This is a genomic window from Arthrobacter sp. B0316-1-20, from assembly GCF_059091865.1.
In genome coordinates this window covers 76,777-92,962 of sequence record NZ_JBNHHC010000001.1, presented here as the reverse complement: position 1 = coordinate 92,962, position 16,186 = coordinate 76,777, and the positions used below count along the sequence as shown (strand labels likewise).

Annotated in this window: 13 protein-coding genes; 5 read left to right on the top strand and 8 right to left on the bottom strand. The window is 66.7% G+C overall.

Annotation, left to right across the window (positions count from 1 at the left end; translation table 11 throughout):
* Position 1: 1 nt before the first annotated feature.
* The 5 genes from AC5RW2_RS00430 to glyA are packed head-to-tail and all read right to left on the bottom strand — an operon-like array spanning position 2 to position 6,401.
* Complete coding sequence (locus AC5RW2_RS00430) at positions 2-631, bottom strand: sarcosine oxidase subunit gamma (RefSeq protein ID WP_494073394.1); 630 nt, start codon at positions 629-631, stop codon at positions 2-4.
* Positions 624-3,533, bottom strand: a complete 2,910-nt coding sequence (locus AC5RW2_RS00425) for a sarcosine oxidase subunit alpha family protein (RefSeq protein ID WP_494073680.1) — start codon at positions 3,531-3,533, stop codon at positions 624-626. The genes AC5RW2_RS00430 and AC5RW2_RS00425 overlap by 8 nt, the downstream gene beginning before the upstream one ends.
* Before the next feature lie 14 nt (positions 3,534-3,547).
* Entirely contained in the window at positions 3,548-3,874 is a 327-nt protein-coding gene (locus AC5RW2_RS00420; RefSeq protein WP_494001737.1) for a sarcosine oxidase subunit delta, read from the bottom strand.
* Positions 3,875-3,888: 14 nt separating this feature from the next.
* The gene (locus AC5RW2_RS00415; RefSeq protein ID WP_494073393.1) at positions 3,889-5,106 is read right to left on the bottom strand and encodes a sarcosine oxidase subunit beta family protein; all 1,218 of its coding nucleotides are present in this window, start codon (positions 5,104-5,106) and stop codon (positions 3,889-3,891) included.
* Positions 5,106-6,401 carry a serine hydroxymethyltransferase gene (glyA, locus tag AC5RW2_RS00410; protein ID WP_494073392.1) on the bottom strand — a complete coding sequence of 432 codons (1,296 nt, stop codon included), beginning with the start codon at positions 6,399-6,401 and terminating at the stop codon, positions 5,106-5,108. The genes AC5RW2_RS00415 and glyA overlap by 1 nt, the downstream gene beginning before the upstream one ends.
* A 168-nt stretch (positions 6,402-6,569) precedes the next feature.
* Between glyA and AC5RW2_RS00405 the strand changes: the two genes are divergently transcribed.
* Positions 6,570-7,238: a GntR family transcriptional regulator gene (locus tag AC5RW2_RS00405; RefSeq protein WP_494026275.1), complete on the top strand. Its 669-nt coding sequence runs from the start codon at positions 6,570-6,572 to the stop codon at positions 7,236-7,238.
* Between the two features lie 29 nt (positions 7,239-7,267).
* On the opposite strand, the gene AC5RW2_RS00400 is transcribed toward AC5RW2_RS00405, so the two are convergent.
* The gene (locus AC5RW2_RS00400; RefSeq protein WP_494023420.1) at positions 7,268-8,776 is read right to left on the bottom strand and encodes a PucR family transcriptional regulator; all 1,509 of its coding nucleotides are present in this window, start codon (positions 8,774-8,776) and stop codon (positions 7,268-7,270) included.
* 165 nt (positions 8,777-8,941) lie between these two features.
* Here AC5RW2_RS00400 and AC5RW2_RS00395 point away from each other — a divergent pair, with 165 nt between their 5' ends.
* The 4 genes from AC5RW2_RS00395 (at position 8,942) to AC5RW2_RS00380 (ending at position 13,684) form a co-directional block, all read left to right on the top strand.
* Positions 8,942-10,546, top strand: coding sequence for a purine-cytosine permease family protein (locus tag AC5RW2_RS00395; RefSeq protein ID WP_494001742.1), 1,605 nt, complete (start codon positions 8,942-8,944; stop codon positions 10,544-10,546).
* Between the two features lie 86 nt (positions 10,547-10,632).
* The gene (locus AC5RW2_RS00390; RefSeq protein WP_494001743.1) at positions 10,633-11,892 is read left to right on the top strand and encodes a M24 family metallopeptidase; all 1,260 of its coding nucleotides are present in this window, start codon (positions 10,633-10,635) and stop codon (positions 11,890-11,892) included.
* A 102-nt stretch (positions 11,893-11,994) separates the two neighbouring features.
* Complete coding sequence (locus AC5RW2_RS00385; protein WP_494014658.1) at positions 11,995-12,819, top strand: creatininase; 825 nt, start codon at positions 11,995-11,997, stop codon at positions 12,817-12,819.
* 55 nt (positions 12,820-12,874) lie between these two features.
* Entirely contained in the window at positions 12,875-13,684 is an 810-nt protein-coding gene (locus tag AC5RW2_RS00380; protein WP_494014659.1) for an IclR family transcriptional regulator, read from the top strand.
* 40 nt (positions 13,685-13,724) lie between these two features.
* On the opposite strand, the gene AC5RW2_RS00375 is transcribed toward AC5RW2_RS00380, so the two are convergent.
* Together AC5RW2_RS00375 and AC5RW2_RS00370 are read right to left on the bottom strand one after the other, a co-directional pair.
* Positions 13,725-14,870 (bottom strand): aromatic ring-hydroxylating oxygenase subunit alpha, encoded by a 1,146-nt coding sequence (locus tag AC5RW2_RS00375; protein WP_494014660.1) that lies wholly within the window; start codon positions 14,868-14,870, stop codon positions 13,725-13,727.
* 47 nt (positions 14,871-14,917) lie between these two features.
* A complete protein-coding gene (locus AC5RW2_RS00370) occupies positions 14,918-16,123 on the bottom strand; it encodes an NAD(P)/FAD-dependent oxidoreductase (protein WP_494073391.1) in 1,206 nt (401 codons plus the stop codon).
* Between the last annotated feature and the right edge of the window lie 63 nt (positions 16,124-16,186).

The following is a 16,186-nucleotide window of genomic DNA, read 5'->3' as shown; positions in this document are numbered from 1 at the left end:
CTCAGTCCACCTCGGGCGAGGCAAACTCCGTCATGGCGTCCAGCAGCCAGCGCGCGGTGTAGTCCGCGAACGAGGCCCGCGGCATGATCCGGTAGACCTGGCCGCCGTCCTGCTCCGCGGTCTGCCACAGCAGCACCGGCACCGGGCCCAGCTGGGTGGTGATCGCCGTGCCCGGACCGAACACCCGCGGGTGCAGGTCCGCGTGGCAGCCCTTCTCCAGCACCAGCCGGGCCGAGGGCCCGGACAGTTCCAGCGTGGTGCGGTTGGCGGACAGATCGACGACGGCGCCCGGCTCACCGCCGAGCGCGGCGGTCAGGTCCGCCGTGGCGTCCGTGCCTTCGGGCCGGACCAGCAGGAACTCGTCCGGCCCCAGCCACAGGATGGCGGTCGAGTCCGCGCCGCCGGAAACCTGGCCGTGGCCGGCCGGCAACGGCAGCCCTGCGGCGGCCTCCAGCGCCTTGGCGCCGGCCGATCCGGGCTCGGCCCGCAGTGCGACCATGTTCAGGAACGGGATTTCACGCAGGCTGACGCCGCGTTCGCCGGCCACGGCGCCCTGGCTGATTGCCTCGGTCAGGTGCGCCAGCGGGCTGCGGCGCAGTGCTGAGATGTTGGTCAAGACCTGTTCAGCCATCACGACGGCTCCCTTCGGGGTCGTAGAGTACGGGTTCTGCGATGACGACGTCCACCAGCTGCCCGTTGACGGGTGCCTGCAGCGTCTCGCCGATGCGGTTGCGGCCGTTTTTGATCAGGGCCAGGCCGAAGCTGCGGCCCAGCGCGGCGCTGTGGTAACTGGAGGTCACGTGCCCCTCCATCGGCACCGGGGCCTCGGCCGGAGCGATCCGGGTGCCCTGGTTGACCAGCTGCGCGCCCTCCGGCAGCCGGAACGACTTGTCCGTTGGCAGCACCCCGACCAGCTGCTTGCGGTCCTCGCGCAGGTTGTCGGCGCGGGTGTAGGAGCGCTTGCCCACGAAGTCCTTGGCCTTGGAGACCACCCAGTCCATCCCAGCGTCCTGCGGGGTGACCGTGCCGTCCGTGTCCTGGCCAACGATGATGAAGCCCTTCTCGGCGCGCAGCACGTGCATGGTCTCGGTGCCGTACGGGGTGATGGAGAACTCCGCGCCGGCCTCGGCCACGTCTTCCCAGACCTTCAGGCCGTACCAGGAGGACACGTTGATCTCGAACGCCAGCTCGCCGGAGAAAGAGATCCGGCAAATGCGGGCCGGGATGCCGGAGGCCAGCGTGGTCTCCCGGAACGCCATGAAGGGGAAGGCGTCGTTGTCCAGGTCCAGCTCGGGCGCCATCTTGGCGATGACCGCGCGTGACTTCGGGCCCACGACGGCGACGGTGGTGTACTGCTCGGTGACCGAGTTGCACACGACGTCCAGCTCCGGCCATTCGGTCTGCAGCCACTCCTCCAGCCAGTCCAGCACCTTGGCGGCGCCGCCGGTGGTGGTCGTCATGAAGTAGCGGTCCTCGTCCAGGCGCAGTGTCACGCCGTCGTCGAAGATCATCCCGTCCGGGGTGCACATCAGCCCGTAGCGGCCCAGGCCGGGCTTCAGTTTCTTGAACGCGTTGGTGTACATCCGGTTCAGGAATTCGCCGGCGTCCTTGCCGCGGATCTCGATCTTGCCCAGGGTGGTCGCGTCCATGAAGCCGACGGATTCGCGGACGGCGGCGCATTCGCGCAGCACCGCGGCGTCCATGTCCTCGCCCGGCTGCGGGAAGTACCAGGGGCGCTTCCACTGCCCGACGTCCTCGAAGAGCGCGCCGTGGGCGACGTGCCAGGGGTGGATCGAGGTCAGCCGCGCCGGGTCGAAAAGCTCCCCGCGCTGCCGGCCCGCCAGTGCGGCGAATGCCACCGGCGTATAGGGGGCGCGGTAGGCGGTGGTGCCGATGCTGCCGACGTCCGGGTTGTTCAGCGCCGCGGCGATGACGCCGATGGCGTTGACGCCGGAGGTCTTGCCCTGGTCGTTGGCGGTGCTGATCGACGTGTACCGCTTCACATGCTCCACGCTGCGCATTCCGGCCCCGGTCGAACGCAGCACGTCGGCGACCGTCTGGTCGCGTTGGAAGTCCACGAAGTGGTTCTTCCAGCCGGCGGCCTCGCCGTCGAGGGCGGGAACCAGCCACAGCGGCCGGATCGGGGAGACGGTTTCGGCCGCGGCCGCGGGGACCTGCGGGTCCACGCCGAAGCCGGCGCGGGTGGCCGCTTCAGCGCCGGCGGCGGCGCCTTCCCGCAGGCTGCCGGCCAGATCCAGGGTTCCGTTGCAGGCGCCGGCGGTCTGCTGGTCCTTGACCGCGTGGCCGGGCACGAAGGCCGCCAGCTCGTCGTTCCAGGACAGGCGGCGTTCGCGCTGGCTGTGCAGGTGCACCACCGGGCTCCAGCCGCCGGAGACGGCCAGCAGGTCCGTCTCGATGGTCTCCGGTTCCCCGGTCAGCTGCCCCTCGTCATCCAGACCGCTGACGACGACGGCGCTGATCGGTCCGCCGTCGTTCCGGCCTTCGGTGTCCACCACGGCACTGCCCGTGATCAGGCGGGTGCCGGCCGCGCGGACCGTCTCGGCCGCGTCGCCGCCGATCTCGGTGCGAGCCTCCACCACGGCGGCGACGGTGATGCCGGCCGCGGACAGGTCGGCGACCAGCTGGTACGCCGAGTCGTTGTTGGTGGCGACGACCACCTGGTTGCCGGCGGCCACCGCGTACCGGTTGAGGTAGCTGCGGACGGCGGAGGCCAGCATGATGCCGGGGCGGTCGTTGTTCGCGAAGACGATGGGACGTTCGTGCGCACCGGTGGCGAGCACCACCTGCTTGGCGCGGACGTGCCAGATGCGCTCGCGGGAGACGCCGGCTCCCAGCTCGCCGGCCAAATGGTCGGTGCGGCGCTGGACGGCGACGATGAAGTTGCTGTCGTAGCTGCCGAATGCCGTGGTGCGGGCCAGGTAGGTGAGCTCTTCGGCAGCTGACAACTCGGCGGCGGTCCGGTCCACCCACTCCTGCGCGGGCAGGCCGTCGATGGTCTCGCCGCGGCCCGACAGCAGGGAGCCGCCGGCCTCCAGCTGCTCGTCCATCAGGATCACGCGCGCACCGCTCCTGGCTGCCTCTCGCGCCGCGGCCAGGCCGGCCGGGCCGGCGCCGACCACCAGCACATCGGTATGCACGTACTTGCGGTCGTAGACGGCCTCGTCCGTGCGCGGATCCAGCTGGCCCAGGCCGCTCAGCAGCCTGGCGTCCATGCCGTCCGTCAGCTCCAGGGCCGTCGCCGGCAGCATGGACTCGTCAACGTGCCCGGCGTAGCGGGCACTGACCTTGACCAGTGCGTTGGGCTCTTCCACGCCGGCCGACATGATGCCGCGCGGCCGGCCGAGATAGAGCGAGTCGCCCACCGTGACCTTCCCGGCCGCGAGCAGCGCGGAGGCCAGCGTGTCCCCGGCGTAGCCGGTGTAGGTGTCGCCGTCGAGCGTGAAGTTCAGCGGCTTGTTTCGGTCGATCCGGGCAGCGGCGGGGGCGGCAAGCCGCTGGGACTGGTTGGCGATGTTGCCGGTGGCGGTCATTTCGCTCCTCCTTCGGCCGGCTGGGCCTTGGCACCCGCGAGGCTGCCGAGTTCGATCGGTGGTTTCTCGCCGGGCTTGTACACGGCTTTGAATTCGTAGCTGACGGTGTCGCGCACCGCGTTGAACCAGCGCCTGCAGCCGGTGCTGTGCACCCAGCGTTCGGCGAACAGGCCCTTGGGGTTGGCGCGGTAGAAGAGGAACTTCGCCCATTCCGCGTCGCTCAGCTGGTTCGGGTCCGCCGGGTAGGCGACGTGGGCCTGGCCGCCGTAGTGGTATTCGGTCTCGTCGCGCGGCCCGCACCAGGGGCATTCGATCAGAAGCATCTCGGTCTTCCTTCCTAGTGGGCCACGGCGGCGGCGCCGTGTTCGTCGATGAGGTGTCCGGTCTCGAACCGGTCCAGGGCAAACGGGGCGTTCAGCGGGTGCGGTTCGTCCGTGGCGATGGTGTGAGCGAAGGTGTAGCCGGCGCCGGGCGTTCCCTTGAACCCGCCGGTGCCCCAGCCGCAGTTCACGTAGAGCTGGTCGATCGGCGTCTTGGACACGATCGGCGAGGCGTCCATCGTGGTGTCGACGATGCCGCCCCAGGTCCGCAGCACGTGGGCGCGGGCGAAGATCGGGAAGAGCTCGACGGCGGCCGCCATCTGTTCCTCGATGACGTGGAAGGCGCCGCGCTGGCCGTAGCCGTTGTAGGTGTCGATGCCCGCGCCCATGACCAGTTCGCCCTTGTGTGCCTGGGAGACGTAGACGTGGACGTGGTTGGACATGACCACCGTGGGGTGGACCGGCTCGTGCAGCTCGGAGACCAGCGCCTGCAGCGGGTGCGACTGGATGGGCAGCTCGAAGCCGGCCAGTTCGGCGAGCACCGAGCTGTGTCCCGCGCCGGCCAGGCCGACCTTGCCGGCGTTGATCCGGCCGCGGCTGGTTTCGACGCCGACAACCCGGTCGCCGTCCTTGAGGAATCCGGTGACCTCGCAGTTTTGGATGATGTCCACGCCCATCTCGTCGCACTTGCGGGCGAAGGCCCAGGCCACGTGGTCGTGCTTGGCGATGCCGGCGCGGGGCTGGTAGGTCGCCCCCATCACCGGGTAGCGAATGTCGTCCCCGGTGTTGATGATGGGGCACAGTTCCCTGATCTGGTCCGGGGTGATCCACTCGGCGTCCACGCCGTTGAGCTGGTTGGCGTTCACCCGGCGGATGCTCTCGCGCACGTCCTGCAGGGTGTGGGCCAGGTTCATCACGCCGCGCTGGGAGAAGAGGAAATCGTATTCGAGTTCCTCCGGCAGCTGCTCCCAGAGTTTGAGCGAGTGCTCGTAGATTCCCGCGCTCTCGTCCCAGAGGTAGTTGGAGCGGATGATCGTGGTGTTGCGGGCCATGTTGCCGCCGGCCAGCCAGCCGCGTTCCAGCACCGCGATGTTGGTCATGCCGTGGTTTTTGGCCAGGTAGTAGGCGGTGGCCAGGCCGTGGCCGCCGCCGCCGACGATCACGGCGTCGTATGAGGATTTCGGCTCCGGATTCCGCCAGAGGAAGTCCGGGTGCTCGGGCAGCAGATCGGCCATTATTTGGCTCCGTTCGGCTCGGCGTTCAGGTTGGGGTAGAGCGGGAACTTCTCCGCCAGCAGGGCCACGCGGCCGCGGAGCTCGGTGAGCAGCTCCTCGTCCGGTGCACGGGTCAGCGCGGCGGCAATGATGTCTGCCACCTCGGTGAATTCGGCGGCGCCGAAGCCGCGGGTGGCCAAGGCAGGGGTGCCGATCCGCAGGCCGGAGGAGACCATCGGCGGGCGCGGATCGAACGGGACCGCGTTGCGGTTGACGGTGATGCCGATGGAGTGCAGCCGGTCCTCGGCCTGCTGGCCGTCCAGTTCCGAGTTGCGCAGGTCCACCAGGACCAGGTGCACGTCGGTGCCGCCGCTGACCAGGCTGATGCCGGCGGCCGCCACGTCGTCGGCCAGCAGCCGCTGGGCCAGCAGCCGCGAGCCCTCGAGGGTCCGCTGCTGGCGGTCCGCGAACTCGTCGGAGGCGGCAAACTTAAAGGCCACCGCCTTGGCGGCCACCACGTGTTCGAGCGGGCCGCCCTGCTGGCCGGGGAACACCGCGGAGTTGATCTTTTTGGCAAGCTCCTGCCTGGACAGGATCACGCCACCGCGCGGGCCGCCCAGCGTCTTGTGCGTGGTGGTGGTGACGACGTCGGCGTACGGCACCGGGTTCGGGTGCAGTCCGGCGGCCACCAGGCCGGCGAAGTGCGCCATGTCCACCATCAGGTACGCGCCGACCTTGTCGGCGATGCGGCGGAACTCCGCGAAGTCCAGCTGGCGGGTGTAGGCGGACCAGCCGGCCACGATCAGCTTGGGCTTGTGCTCGACGGCGAGGCGCTCCACCTCTGCCATGTCGATCCGGTGGTCGGACTCCGAGACCCCGTAGGGCACGACGTTGTAGAGCTTGCCGGAGAAGTTGATCTTCATGCCGTGGGTCAGGTGCCCGCCGTGTGCCAGGTTCAGGCCAAGGATGGTGTCACCCGGGGTCAGCAGCGCGAACATGGCCGCGGCGTTGGCCTGGGCACCCGAGTGGGGCTGGACGTTGGCGGCTTCCGCGCCGAACAGTGCCTTGACCCGGTCGATGGCCAGCTGCTCGATCACGTCCACGTGCTCGCAGCCGCCGTAGTAGCGCCGGCCCGGGTAGCCCTCGGCGTACTTGTTCGTCAGCACCGACCCCTGGGCCTCCATCACCGCGGTGGGGGCGAAGTTTTCCGACGCGATCATCTCCAGCGTGGACTGCTGGCGTTCCAGCTCCCGCGCAATGGCACCGGCCACCTCGGGATCGGCCGCAGCCAATCCGGTTGTCAGCGTGTTCACCATCCGACTTCTCCTTCGAAGAACGTGATCAATCACAACTAATGTGTGACTGATATATCAGAACTGATTGCAATAGTATGGGGGAGATCACACCCCGTCAAGAGGTTCCTTCCGGCATCTGATTTTCGGCCGGCAGGACCCCGACCAGGTCAGCGGACCATTAGGAGCATCATGAGCATCACCGCGGAAACCGATGCCGGGACCGAGCACCTGTCACTGGCCGAGCAGGCCTACCGGGCGCTGCGGGACAAGCTGATCATGTTGGATATCCGTCCCGGCGCGCCCATCAATGACGGGCAACTGGCGACGGAACTCGGCTTCGGCCGGACCCCGGTGCGCGAGGCCCTGAAGAAACTGGAGATCGATCACCTGGTCATCTCCTATCCGCGCCGCGGGACCTTCGCGACCATCGTGGACATCACCGAGCTGGCCGCCGTGTCGGAACTGCGCCGCGTGCTGGAACCCCTGGCGGCCCGCAAGGCAGCGGAGTCGGCCGGGGAGGCCATGCGCGCAGAACTGTCGCAGCTGGCGCGGGACATCGGAAAGCTCGACGACGCCCGGCCCGCCAAACACGACCTGATGCGTTACGACCTCAGCGTGCACCGCGCCATCTATCGCGCCGCGGGCAATCCCTACCTCGAGGACACCCTGATCAGGCTGGACAACCTGGCCACCCGCATCTGGTGCCTCGTGCTGGATAAGGTGCCGTCCGTCGCCGGCCACATCACCGAGCACGTGGAACTGCTGGACTCGATTGTCGACGGCGACGCGGACCACGCTGCCGGCCTGGCCCTCGAGCACATCACCGGCTTCGAAAAGGCCATCCGCGCGGTGTTGTAACGCGGGGAAGGTGTCTTTGGCGGAACCGTTCAGCCGCCGATTTCGGCGGGCGAGGGGTTCTTGGCCAGGCGGACCGCCAGGTTGAGCCCGGACATCTTGGGCGTGCCCCGGGGGTCTTCGCCGATGAGGTCGAAAATCTTGCGCAGCCGCTTATGCAGCGTTTGGCGTTCCACGAACAGGATCCGCGCAGTCTCTGCGGAATTGCAGCCGCTCATGAGCCAGGCGTCGAGGGTGTCCAGCAGCCGCGTCCCCCGCTTCCGGTCGTAGTCCAACAGCTCGCCGAGCAGTTCCTGGGTGATTCGTCCGGCGACCGGTCCGGAGAGCTCGCGGGCCGCCAGCCGCTCCAGGACAAAGTCCTCGCAGTCGCGGATGTTGCTTTCCAGGTCGTCCGGGGGCCCCACCGCTTGGGTCAGCCTGGCCTCGACCAGGGACGAGTGGGCGTGCAACGGCGTGGCAACCGTCGGCCCGATCGCACCCGCCACCGCCAGGCCGCGGAAGTCCTCACGCAATCCGGCCAGGATTTCCCGCCGCTCCTGGCGCGTGCCGCTGATGCTGAGCTGGACCAGGGCGCACAGGCTCTCGCCGTCCAGATAGGTCCGGGCGTCGGGACACCGGTTTTTGAGGATCCTTTCCGCCACTCCGCGTACGCTGGTCAGCCCGATCCGGCGAAACACCATGACGAAGGCCGGTTGTACGGTCGAGAGGCCCGCGGCGGTGCACAACTCGTGGATGTGGGAGGCGCCGGCGCCGCTGATGACGGCCCGCATCAGGGCGGTGTGGGCAATCTGCTGCGCCGTCGGCCTGTGCTGCTGCGACACGGCGAGCGCCAGAATGCCGCCGATCCGCTCTCCCACCGTCTTCAGCAGCTCCGGGGCAACATCCCGGCGGCTTTGTAGCCGCAGGCGCGCCGACACCAGGCTGCCAACGAAAATGTCCGATTCCACATTCACGGAGGTGGGATCGGGCGGGAAGCCGCCGGCGAACTCCAAGACGGTCCCGCTGGGGTCCAGCAGCGCCGCCTCGATCCGCAGCGACTGCGAGACAATCTCGATCAGGGGGCTCAGTGCCGGACCGGAAGAAGCCAGGTGTTCCGCCAAGCGCTGCGAGATGGAATCGGCGGTTTGCAGGGCCGTGACATGTTCAGACACGACTTTCCGGTTGACTTCTTCCGCGATCTCCACGAACGGGACCACGCGCCGCAGCTCGATCAGCGGCAGCCCAACCTCTTCGGCTGCCTCCACAAGCTCGGCCGAGAGGGAGCGGCCGGAGCCCGCGGTTTGGATCGCCAAGGCCGTCACATGCCGGGCCGCCAGGCTGCGGATGTACTCGTGTTGTGCGGCGGGCCGGAGGTTTAACAAGGCGTCCCCGCCGCTCAGCAGCAGCTCCTGGCCGCGCAGCAGCGGCGCTATCTCCAAAACTTCGCTCGAATGCACCCATCTGACCTTGCCGCCGGGAATCTGGCTTTTGCCGGCCCGAACCAACGGACTGGCGCGCTGCATCAGTTCAAGCCCAAGCACATCCGACAACATCACGACCATGGATAATCCCGCCTCTGAGCAGCCCGACCGGTGTAGGGGGGACAGTCCGTCACCCTCCGTGCATCTAAGTGGTTACGGTCCGACTATACGCTGTGAGCTGCATCACCTCCTAGTCTGGGTGAAGTCCTGCTCCGCCTCGCGTTGCAAATCGTCAGGAGACCCGCCATGAGCCAGAGATCCGCCACGAAATCCGAACAGGCCACCCAACACGTAGAAGACATCCTGCAGCCGGTTCCCGAATCGGCCCGTACCACCAAGCTGTCCGGCCAGTTCTGGATCTGGGCAGGCGCAAACGTCGCCCCGATCAACTGGATCCTGGGTGCCCTGGGCATCCACCTCGGATTGAGCCTTGCCGATACCCTCACCGTGCTCATTGCCGGCAACGTCATCGGCATGCTTGGCTTCGGCTTCTTCGTAATCCTCGGGCAGCGCACCGGAGCTACCGGCATGTTGCTGGCCCGCGGAGCGTTCGGCCGCAGGGGCGCCTACCTACCCGCAGCCATCCAGGCCGTGATCGCCATCGGATGGTCCGCCGTCAACACGTGGGTCATCCTGGACCTGATCATGGCGCTGTTCGGAATGATCGGCTGGGTTGATCCTGCGGCCACCAACTTGGGGTGGCGCATCGGCACGGCTGCCGTCATCATGTCGATCCAGGTGGCCATTTGCTACCGCGGCTACCGCGCCATTTCCCGCTTCGAGCGGATCACCATGCCGCCCACCGTCCTGGTCCTCATTGCCATGTCGATCGTGGCCTGGACGCAGCTGGACATCGACTGGAGCTACCAGGGACCCGTGGGCGAGGTTCTCACTGGCATGCCGCGGATAGCTGCCATGTCCTCGATCATGACCGCCATCGGCATCGGCTGGGGCATCGGCTGGTTCACCTACGCTCCCGACTACTCCCGCTTCGTGAGCAAGAAGATCCGGCCCGCAAAGCTCTATGTGGTCAGCGTCCTCGGGCAGTTCCTCCCGGTGGTCTGGCTCGGCGTCCTGGGCGCCAGCCTGGCGACAAAGAACGGCACGGCCGATCCCGGCCAGCTGATCGTGGAAAGCTACGGAGCGTTCGCCATTCCGGTGATCCTGCTGGTCATCCACGGACCCATCGCAACCAACATCATCAATATGTACACGTTCGGTGTCGCCACGCAGGCCCTGGACATCCAAATCTCCCGCAAGAAGCTGTCCATCGTCGTCGGCGGCCTGGCAATGGCGGCGGTCATCGGTTTCATGTTCGCGACCGACTTTGCCCACATGCTGCACAACTGGATCATCGCGATCGCAGCGTGGGTCGCGACCTGGGGCGGGATCATGGCCGTTCATTACTTCGTCTTTGAGCGCCACCATAAGAACTTCAGCTACCTCTTCCGCTCGCCGTCCGACACCCAGCTCAAGGCCTTCAACCCGGCGGCTTTCATCGCCTTCTTCGCCGGCATTTTCATGACCTGGATGTGCATGTACGGCTCGGTTCCGGTCCTCCAGGGACCCATCGCGACCGCTGTCGGAGGCATCGATTTCTCCTGGCTGGGCGGGACCATCACCTCGGCCACGGTGTACTTCCTGCTCGGATACTCCCGGTTCCGTTCTCGGATTGCCGCCGGCATTCCGCTCGGCTTGAAGCAGGACAGCTCCGACGAGGAATTCCTGAAGGACCACGGCGACTGCGAAACAGCGTTGGTCGAGGCCGACCATCCCGCAGGCTCCGTTGCCGCGCTGGCACCGGAGGCCCCCGATGCCCCGGAGGACCGCACCCCCGCACCCACGGCCTAGCCGGCGGACCGACGCATCAACATGCGTGGCCGCACCAACCTCAAAGCCACCTTTCCCGCACACAGAAACACCACGAAGGAGATCCAATGACCATCGCCCCCGCCTCCCCCTCCGCCAACAGCGTGTCCGAGCTCGAGCGCCTGAAGGTCCTGCACAACGGTGAGAAGCAGCAGCTGACCTTCTCCGATGCGGAATTCGAACGCCGCCTGGCCGGGCTGCGGCAGATTATGGCCGCCAAGGAGCTCGACGCGGTCATCCTGACCAGCTACCACGGCATCAAGTACTATTCGGACTTCCTGTACACGACGTTTGGCCGCAACTACGCCCTGGTCGTCACCGCAGACGACTCGGTCACGGTCACCGCCAACATCGACGCCGGAATGCCATGGCGCACCAGCTACGGCGAGAACATCGTCTATACGGACTGGAAGCGCGACAACTTCTACTTCGGACTCCAGGAAGCCCTGCGCCAGCGCGGCGTCAGCGCACGCCGCCTCGGTGTCGAAGACGATGCCCTGCCGCTGATGACCCGCCAGCGTATCCAGGCCGCCTTCGACGGCGCCGAACTGCTCGACGTCTCGCAGGACGCGATGCGCCAGCGGATGATTAAGTCGGCCGAGGAAATCGAGGTCATCAAGCACGGTGCACGGATCGGCGACCTGGGCGGCGAGGCCATCAAGGCGGCCATCCGGGAAGGCATCAGCGAGTACGAAGTGGCACTGATCGGCACCGAGGCCATGGTCCACGAGATTGCCCGCACCTTCCCGCACCGCGAAGTCCGTGACACCTGGGTCTGGTTCCAGTCCGGCATCAACACCGACGGTGCGCACAACTGGGCCACCACCCGCAAGCTGCAGCGCGGGGACATCCTGTCCCTGAACTGCTTCCCGATGACCTCCGGTTACTACACCGCGCTGGAACGGACCCTGTTCCTGGGCGAGCCGGACGAACGCTCGCTCGAGCTGTGGAACATCAACGTAGAGGTGCACCGCCGCGGGCTGGAACTGATCAAGCCCGGCGCCGTCTGCAAGGACATCGCCGCCGAGCTGAACGAGATCTACATCGGCCACGGGCTGCTGGCGAACCGCACGTTCGGGTACGGCCACTCGTTCGGCGTCCTCTCGCATTACTACGGACGCGAGGCAGGCCTGGAACTGCGCGAGGACATCGACACCGTCCTGGAACCGGGCATGGTCGTTTCCATGGAGCCGATGATCACCGTCGCCGACGGCGAACCCGGTGCCGGCGGCTACCGCGAACACGACATCCTCGTCATCGGCGAAGACAGCGTGGAAAACATCACTAAGTTCGGTTTCGGCCCCGAGAACAACATCATCCAGGCCTGACCCGACCTGCCGGGGCGGGGCCGTTTGGTCCCGCCCCGGCAGCACCACCTGCAATCCACCGCCCATCGCGAATGAGCCGCACAACGATCGTTTGGAGCAAGCATGCCTGCCAGCGTGTACATGGAAGAACTCGACGCCTTTACCTATCGGGAACGCATCGCCGACGACAACGCCGTCGTGCTGATCCCGGTCGGCTCCATTGAGCAGCACGGGCCGCATATGCCGCTCAACGTGGATGTTCTCCTGTCTACGGCGTTGGCCGGTGCGACGGCGTCATCCATCGGTGGTGTTGTCGCCGCTCCCGTCGTCTACGGGTACAAGTCCCAGCAACGCTCCGGGGGCGGCAACCACCTCCCCGGCACCACCAGCCTCGACGCCGCGACGGTCATTTCCATCGCCAAGACGCTCACCCTGGAATTTGCCCGGCACGGTGCCCGGAACATTGCCTTCATCAACGGCCATTTCGAGAACTACCAGTTCCTGTACGAAGGCGTCGACCTGGCGCTCCGCGAACTGCACCAAAGCGGCGTCCAGGACGTCAAGGTAGTGCTGCTCTCCTACTGGGACTTCGTTGACGAGCGGACCATCACCGAGCTGTACCCGGATGGCTTCACCGGCTGGGACCTGGAGCATGGCGGCGTGCTGGAAACCTCGCTCATGCTGCACCTCTACCCGGAGCGCGTCCGCATGGACAAGGTCGTCGACGCTCCCCCCGCCGTCCTGCCGAACTACGATGTCCTGCCCGTCAACCCCGAACTGACACCGGCCTCCGGCTGCCTTTCCTCCGCGGCCGAGGCGACCGCCGGCAAGGGCAAAATCCTCCTCGAGCGGGCATCGGCCGGCATGGCTGCCGCCCTGTCCCGCGAATTCTCCCCTACCGTGGCGCAGGCACGCGCCGCCGACCCTGAATCCGTCGCGGCACTGTAGGACCAGCTTCGCCGTGCGGGCCCACCGCGCCCTGCCGCAATGAGATTATGGTCCTATGGCCGATCCTGAAGAGTTCGACGACGAGGCGTCGCCTGAGAACCTGAACCGCGGTGTGCAGTCTGTGGACCGCGCCATCACCGTGCTCGAGATCCTGGCGCGCCGTGGCGCCGCCGGCGTCAGCGACATCGCCGAGGAAATGGGCGTGCACAAGTCCACCGCGTCGCGGCTGCTGGCGTCCTTGGACCAGCGCGGCATGGTGCAGCAGAACAGCGAGCGCGGCAAATACCAGCTCGGCTTTAGCATCCTGCGGCTCGCGAACTCGATCCCGGGGAACCTGAGCCTGGTGCGCGAGGCACGGCCCGTGCTGGAACGACTGGCGGAACAGTACAAGGAGACCGTGAACCTGGCAGTCCTGCGTTCCAACTATGCCGTCAACGTGGACCAGGCGCGGGGCACCTCCACTCTGGCGATGTCCGACTGGATCGGCAGTCTGACGCCCCTCCACGCCACGTCCAGCGGTAAGGTCCTGCTGGCGGGGCTCACCTCCGAAGACCGGCTCAAGATCGTGAAGCAAACCCGGTTGCCGGCGCAGACCGCGAACACGATCACCTCCCGGCAGAAACTGGAAAAGGAGCTGCTCCAGGTCTCCGCCCAGGGCTACGCCGTCGTCAAGGAAGAATTCGAGATCGGCCTGAATTCCATTGCTGTTCCGGTATGGGACCACCTGGGAACCGTTATCGGATCCGTCAGCATTTCGGGCCCGGCCTTCCGGTTCAAGCCCGAGCAGATTGACGGGCTGGTCGAGGACATCAAGCAGGCCGGGCAGGACATCAGCGCCCGGATGGGCTACTCCCGGGACAGCTGACCGCCGCCGGCTACCCAATGACGACGCCGGCGCCCGGCTGTCATTTGACGACGGCGGCGGCGGGCTCTCCGGCCAGTCGGGCCGTGACCCACTCGTGGAACGCGCTGATGTGGTGTTCGCTGGGAACCAGCACGCCGCCGTTGGCGTAGATCTTGGAGCCCATCGCCGGCTGGCAGCGTTCGCACGCGTCGAAGTCCTGCTGGTTCACCCGGTGAAAGAGCTCGACGGAGGCCGTGAGGTCCTTTCCGGCTTCCACCACGCCGGGCATGTACAGCCAGTCGCACTCCACCACTGTCCGGTCCGCGGCCAACGGAAACATCCGGTGGATGATCACGTGGTCCGGCACCAGGTTCAGGAAGACCGTGGGTCTGATCGTGACGGCGTAATAGCGCCGGTCTTGGTCGTCGGCGATGCCCGGAATCCGTTCCAGGCCTTCCGACCCGTCCACCGTGAAGCCCTTGACGTCCTCGCCGAATTCGGCGCCGTGGCCCACAAAATACTGCGCGGCCAGTCCATCGGCGAACTCCGGCAGCACTTCCGTCAGCTCCGGATGGATGGTCGCGCAGTGATAGCACTCCATGAAGTTCTCGATAATCAGCTTCCAGTTGGCCTTCACGTCGTACCTGATCCGCCGGCCCAGGCTGAGGTTGGCGATGTCGTAGCCGTCGATCGCGCCGGCGTCGCCCAGGCGCTCTTCGATCGCCCCCACCACGTCGTCGTCGAACGACGGCGGTTCCTCCGCGAGGCACAACCACACGTAACCCAGGTATTCGCGCACCGGAACATCCACCAACCCGTACTTTTGCCGGTCGATATCGGGCATCTTGGTGAGATTGGGCGCCGCGATGAGCTTGCCATCGAAGTCGTATGTCCAGGCGTGGTAGGGACATTGGAACGAACGTCCCGCCTCACCGCTCTCTTCCATGCAAAGTTTGACGCCGCGGTGCCGGCAGATGTTGTAGTACGCACGGACGGTGCCTTTGCGGTTGCGGGTCACGATGACCGATTCGCGGCCAACCTGCACCGTCCGATAGGCGCCGGCTTTGTCAAGGTCGGCGGACCTGACCGCACAGAACCACATCTGCTCGAAGATGCGTTCCTGCTCGGCCCGAAAGACGTCGTCGTCAACATAGGTATGGCCGGGCAGGGTGGCGATCAGGCTATCCGAAACCATTTCGGCGGTCATGCGAACTCCTTTGAACAGAACTGGCAGCGGGAGAATGGGTGCGTTGCTCAGGATGCGGCGGCGAATTCGGCTGAAAGTACGCCCAGGTGCCGTTCGGCTTCCCGGTTGAGGAATTTGCGCCACCTGGTGAACTGGCGGACCTGGTTGACACCCAGCACGGCAACGGGGTCGGCTCCGGCATAGTAGACGGCGAGGAAGCTGTTGTCTTCGAGGCAGCCGTGTTCAATTTCAACCCGGTCGTGGCCGTGCACGTGGCCGGCAAACTGAATGCGCGAGCCGTATTGGTCGGACCAGAAATAGGGCGGATTGACCGGCGGCAGGGTCGCGGTGTCCTGCAACAGCGCTGCCACTGCAACGGCAGGTTGCTCCAAGGCCCCGGTCCAGTGCTCAACCCGCTGGTGCGCCCCTGCCCGCGGGTCCCACCAGGCCGCGCAGTCCCCGACGGCCACCACCGAGGAGACGCTGGTGCGGCCCGCCGAGTCGCAGAGCACGCCGTTGCCCAACTCTATTCCGGAGCCGAGCATCCAGTCGGTGTTCGGTTGCCCGCCGATGCCCACCAAGACGATGTCGGCGGGAAGTTCCCGCCCGTCGTCGAGCACCACGTGGCTGACGTTTCCGCCGCTGGTACGGAAGGACCGGACAGATGTGCCGCACAGCATCTCCACCCCGCCGGCCAAGTGCAGCCCGGCGACGGCCGCACCCATCTCGACGCCCAGGGCGCCGGACAGTGGGGCAGGAGACCGCTCCACCACGGTGACGTCGAGGCCCGCGTCACGGGCGGTCGAAGCGGTCTCGGCGCCGATGAAGCCTGCCCCGATCACCACCATTTTCCGGCCGGGAAGCAGATGACCGCGGAGCGCACGGGCATCGTCCAACGTGCGGAGGGTGAAAACGTTCGCGCAGCCATCGACTTCGGGGAGTACCCGGGCGGAGGACCCGGTGGCCAGGACCAGTCCGTCCGCGGCGAGGCTCCGTCCGTCGCTGAGCGACACGGTCATCGACTCCGGGTCGAGGCCTATGGCCGTCACACCCAAAATCCATTCCGCGGCCAACTCGTCGTCCCCGTCGACTAATGCCAGGTCCGCCTCCGAGACCCGGCCCGCCAGGAAGTCCTTGGACAGCGGCGGACGGTCGTAGGGCGGATGCACTTCCGCTCCAACGACGATCAGGCGGCCGGCAAAACCTTGGTTCCGTGCCGCCCGGGCCGCAGAAAGCCCGGACAGCGAAGCTCCGATGACAACAAGGGTCTGCATGGATAGGGCCTTTCACAGCATGAGGGTCCACGTTTTCCGAAAAAGCAGCGCCTGACGCAACAC

What these genes read in the sequence shown, in the direction of transcription:
- AC5RW2_RS00405 (WP_494026275.1), top strand. Translation starts at nt 6,570, where the DNA reads ATGAGCATCACCGCGGAAACCGATGCCGGGACCGAGCACCTGTCACTG.
- AC5RW2_RS00395 (WP_494001742.1), top strand. Translation starts at nt 8,942, where the DNA reads ATGAGCCAGAGATCCGCCACGAAATCCGAACAGGCCACCCAACACGTA.
- AC5RW2_RS00430 (WP_494073394.1), bottom strand. Translation starts at nt 631, where the DNA reads ATGGCTGAACAGGTCTTGACCAACATCTCAGCACTGCGCCGCAGCCCG.
- AC5RW2_RS00415 (WP_494073393.1), bottom strand. Translation starts at nt 5,106, where the DNA reads ATGGCCGATCTGCTGCCCGAGCACCCGGACTTCCTCTGGCGGAATCCG.
- AC5RW2_RS00420 (WP_494001737.1), bottom strand. Translation starts at nt 3,874, where the DNA reads ATGCTTCTGATCGAATGCCCCTGGTGCGGGCCGCGCGACGAGACCGAA.
- AC5RW2_RS00400 (WP_494023420.1), bottom strand. Translation starts at nt 8,776, where the DNA reads ATGGTCGTGATGTTGTCGGATGTGCTTGGGCTTGAACTGATGCAGCGC.
- AC5RW2_RS00380 (WP_494014659.1), top strand. Translation starts at nt 12,875, where the DNA reads ATGGCCGATCCTGAAGAGTTCGACGACGAGGCGTCGCCTGAGAACCTG.
- AC5RW2_RS00385 (WP_494014658.1), top strand. Translation starts at nt 11,995, where the DNA reads ATGCCTGCCAGCGTGTACATGGAAGAACTCGACGCCTTTACCTATCGG.
- AC5RW2_RS00370 (WP_494073391.1), bottom strand. Translation starts at nt 16,123, where the DNA reads ATGCAGACCCTTGTTGTCATCGGAGCTTCGCTGTCCGGGCTTTCTGCG.
- glyA (WP_494073392.1), bottom strand. Translation starts at nt 6,401, where the DNA reads ATGGTGAACACGCTGACAACCGGATTGGCTGCGGCCGATCCCGAGGTG.
- AC5RW2_RS00390 (WP_494001743.1), top strand. Translation starts at nt 10,633, where the DNA reads ATGACCATCGCCCCCGCCTCCCCCTCCGCCAACAGCGTGTCCGAGCTC.
- AC5RW2_RS00375 (WP_494014660.1), bottom strand. Translation starts at nt 14,870, where the DNA reads ATGACCGCCGAAATGGTTTCGGATAGCCTGATCGCCACCCTGCCCGGC.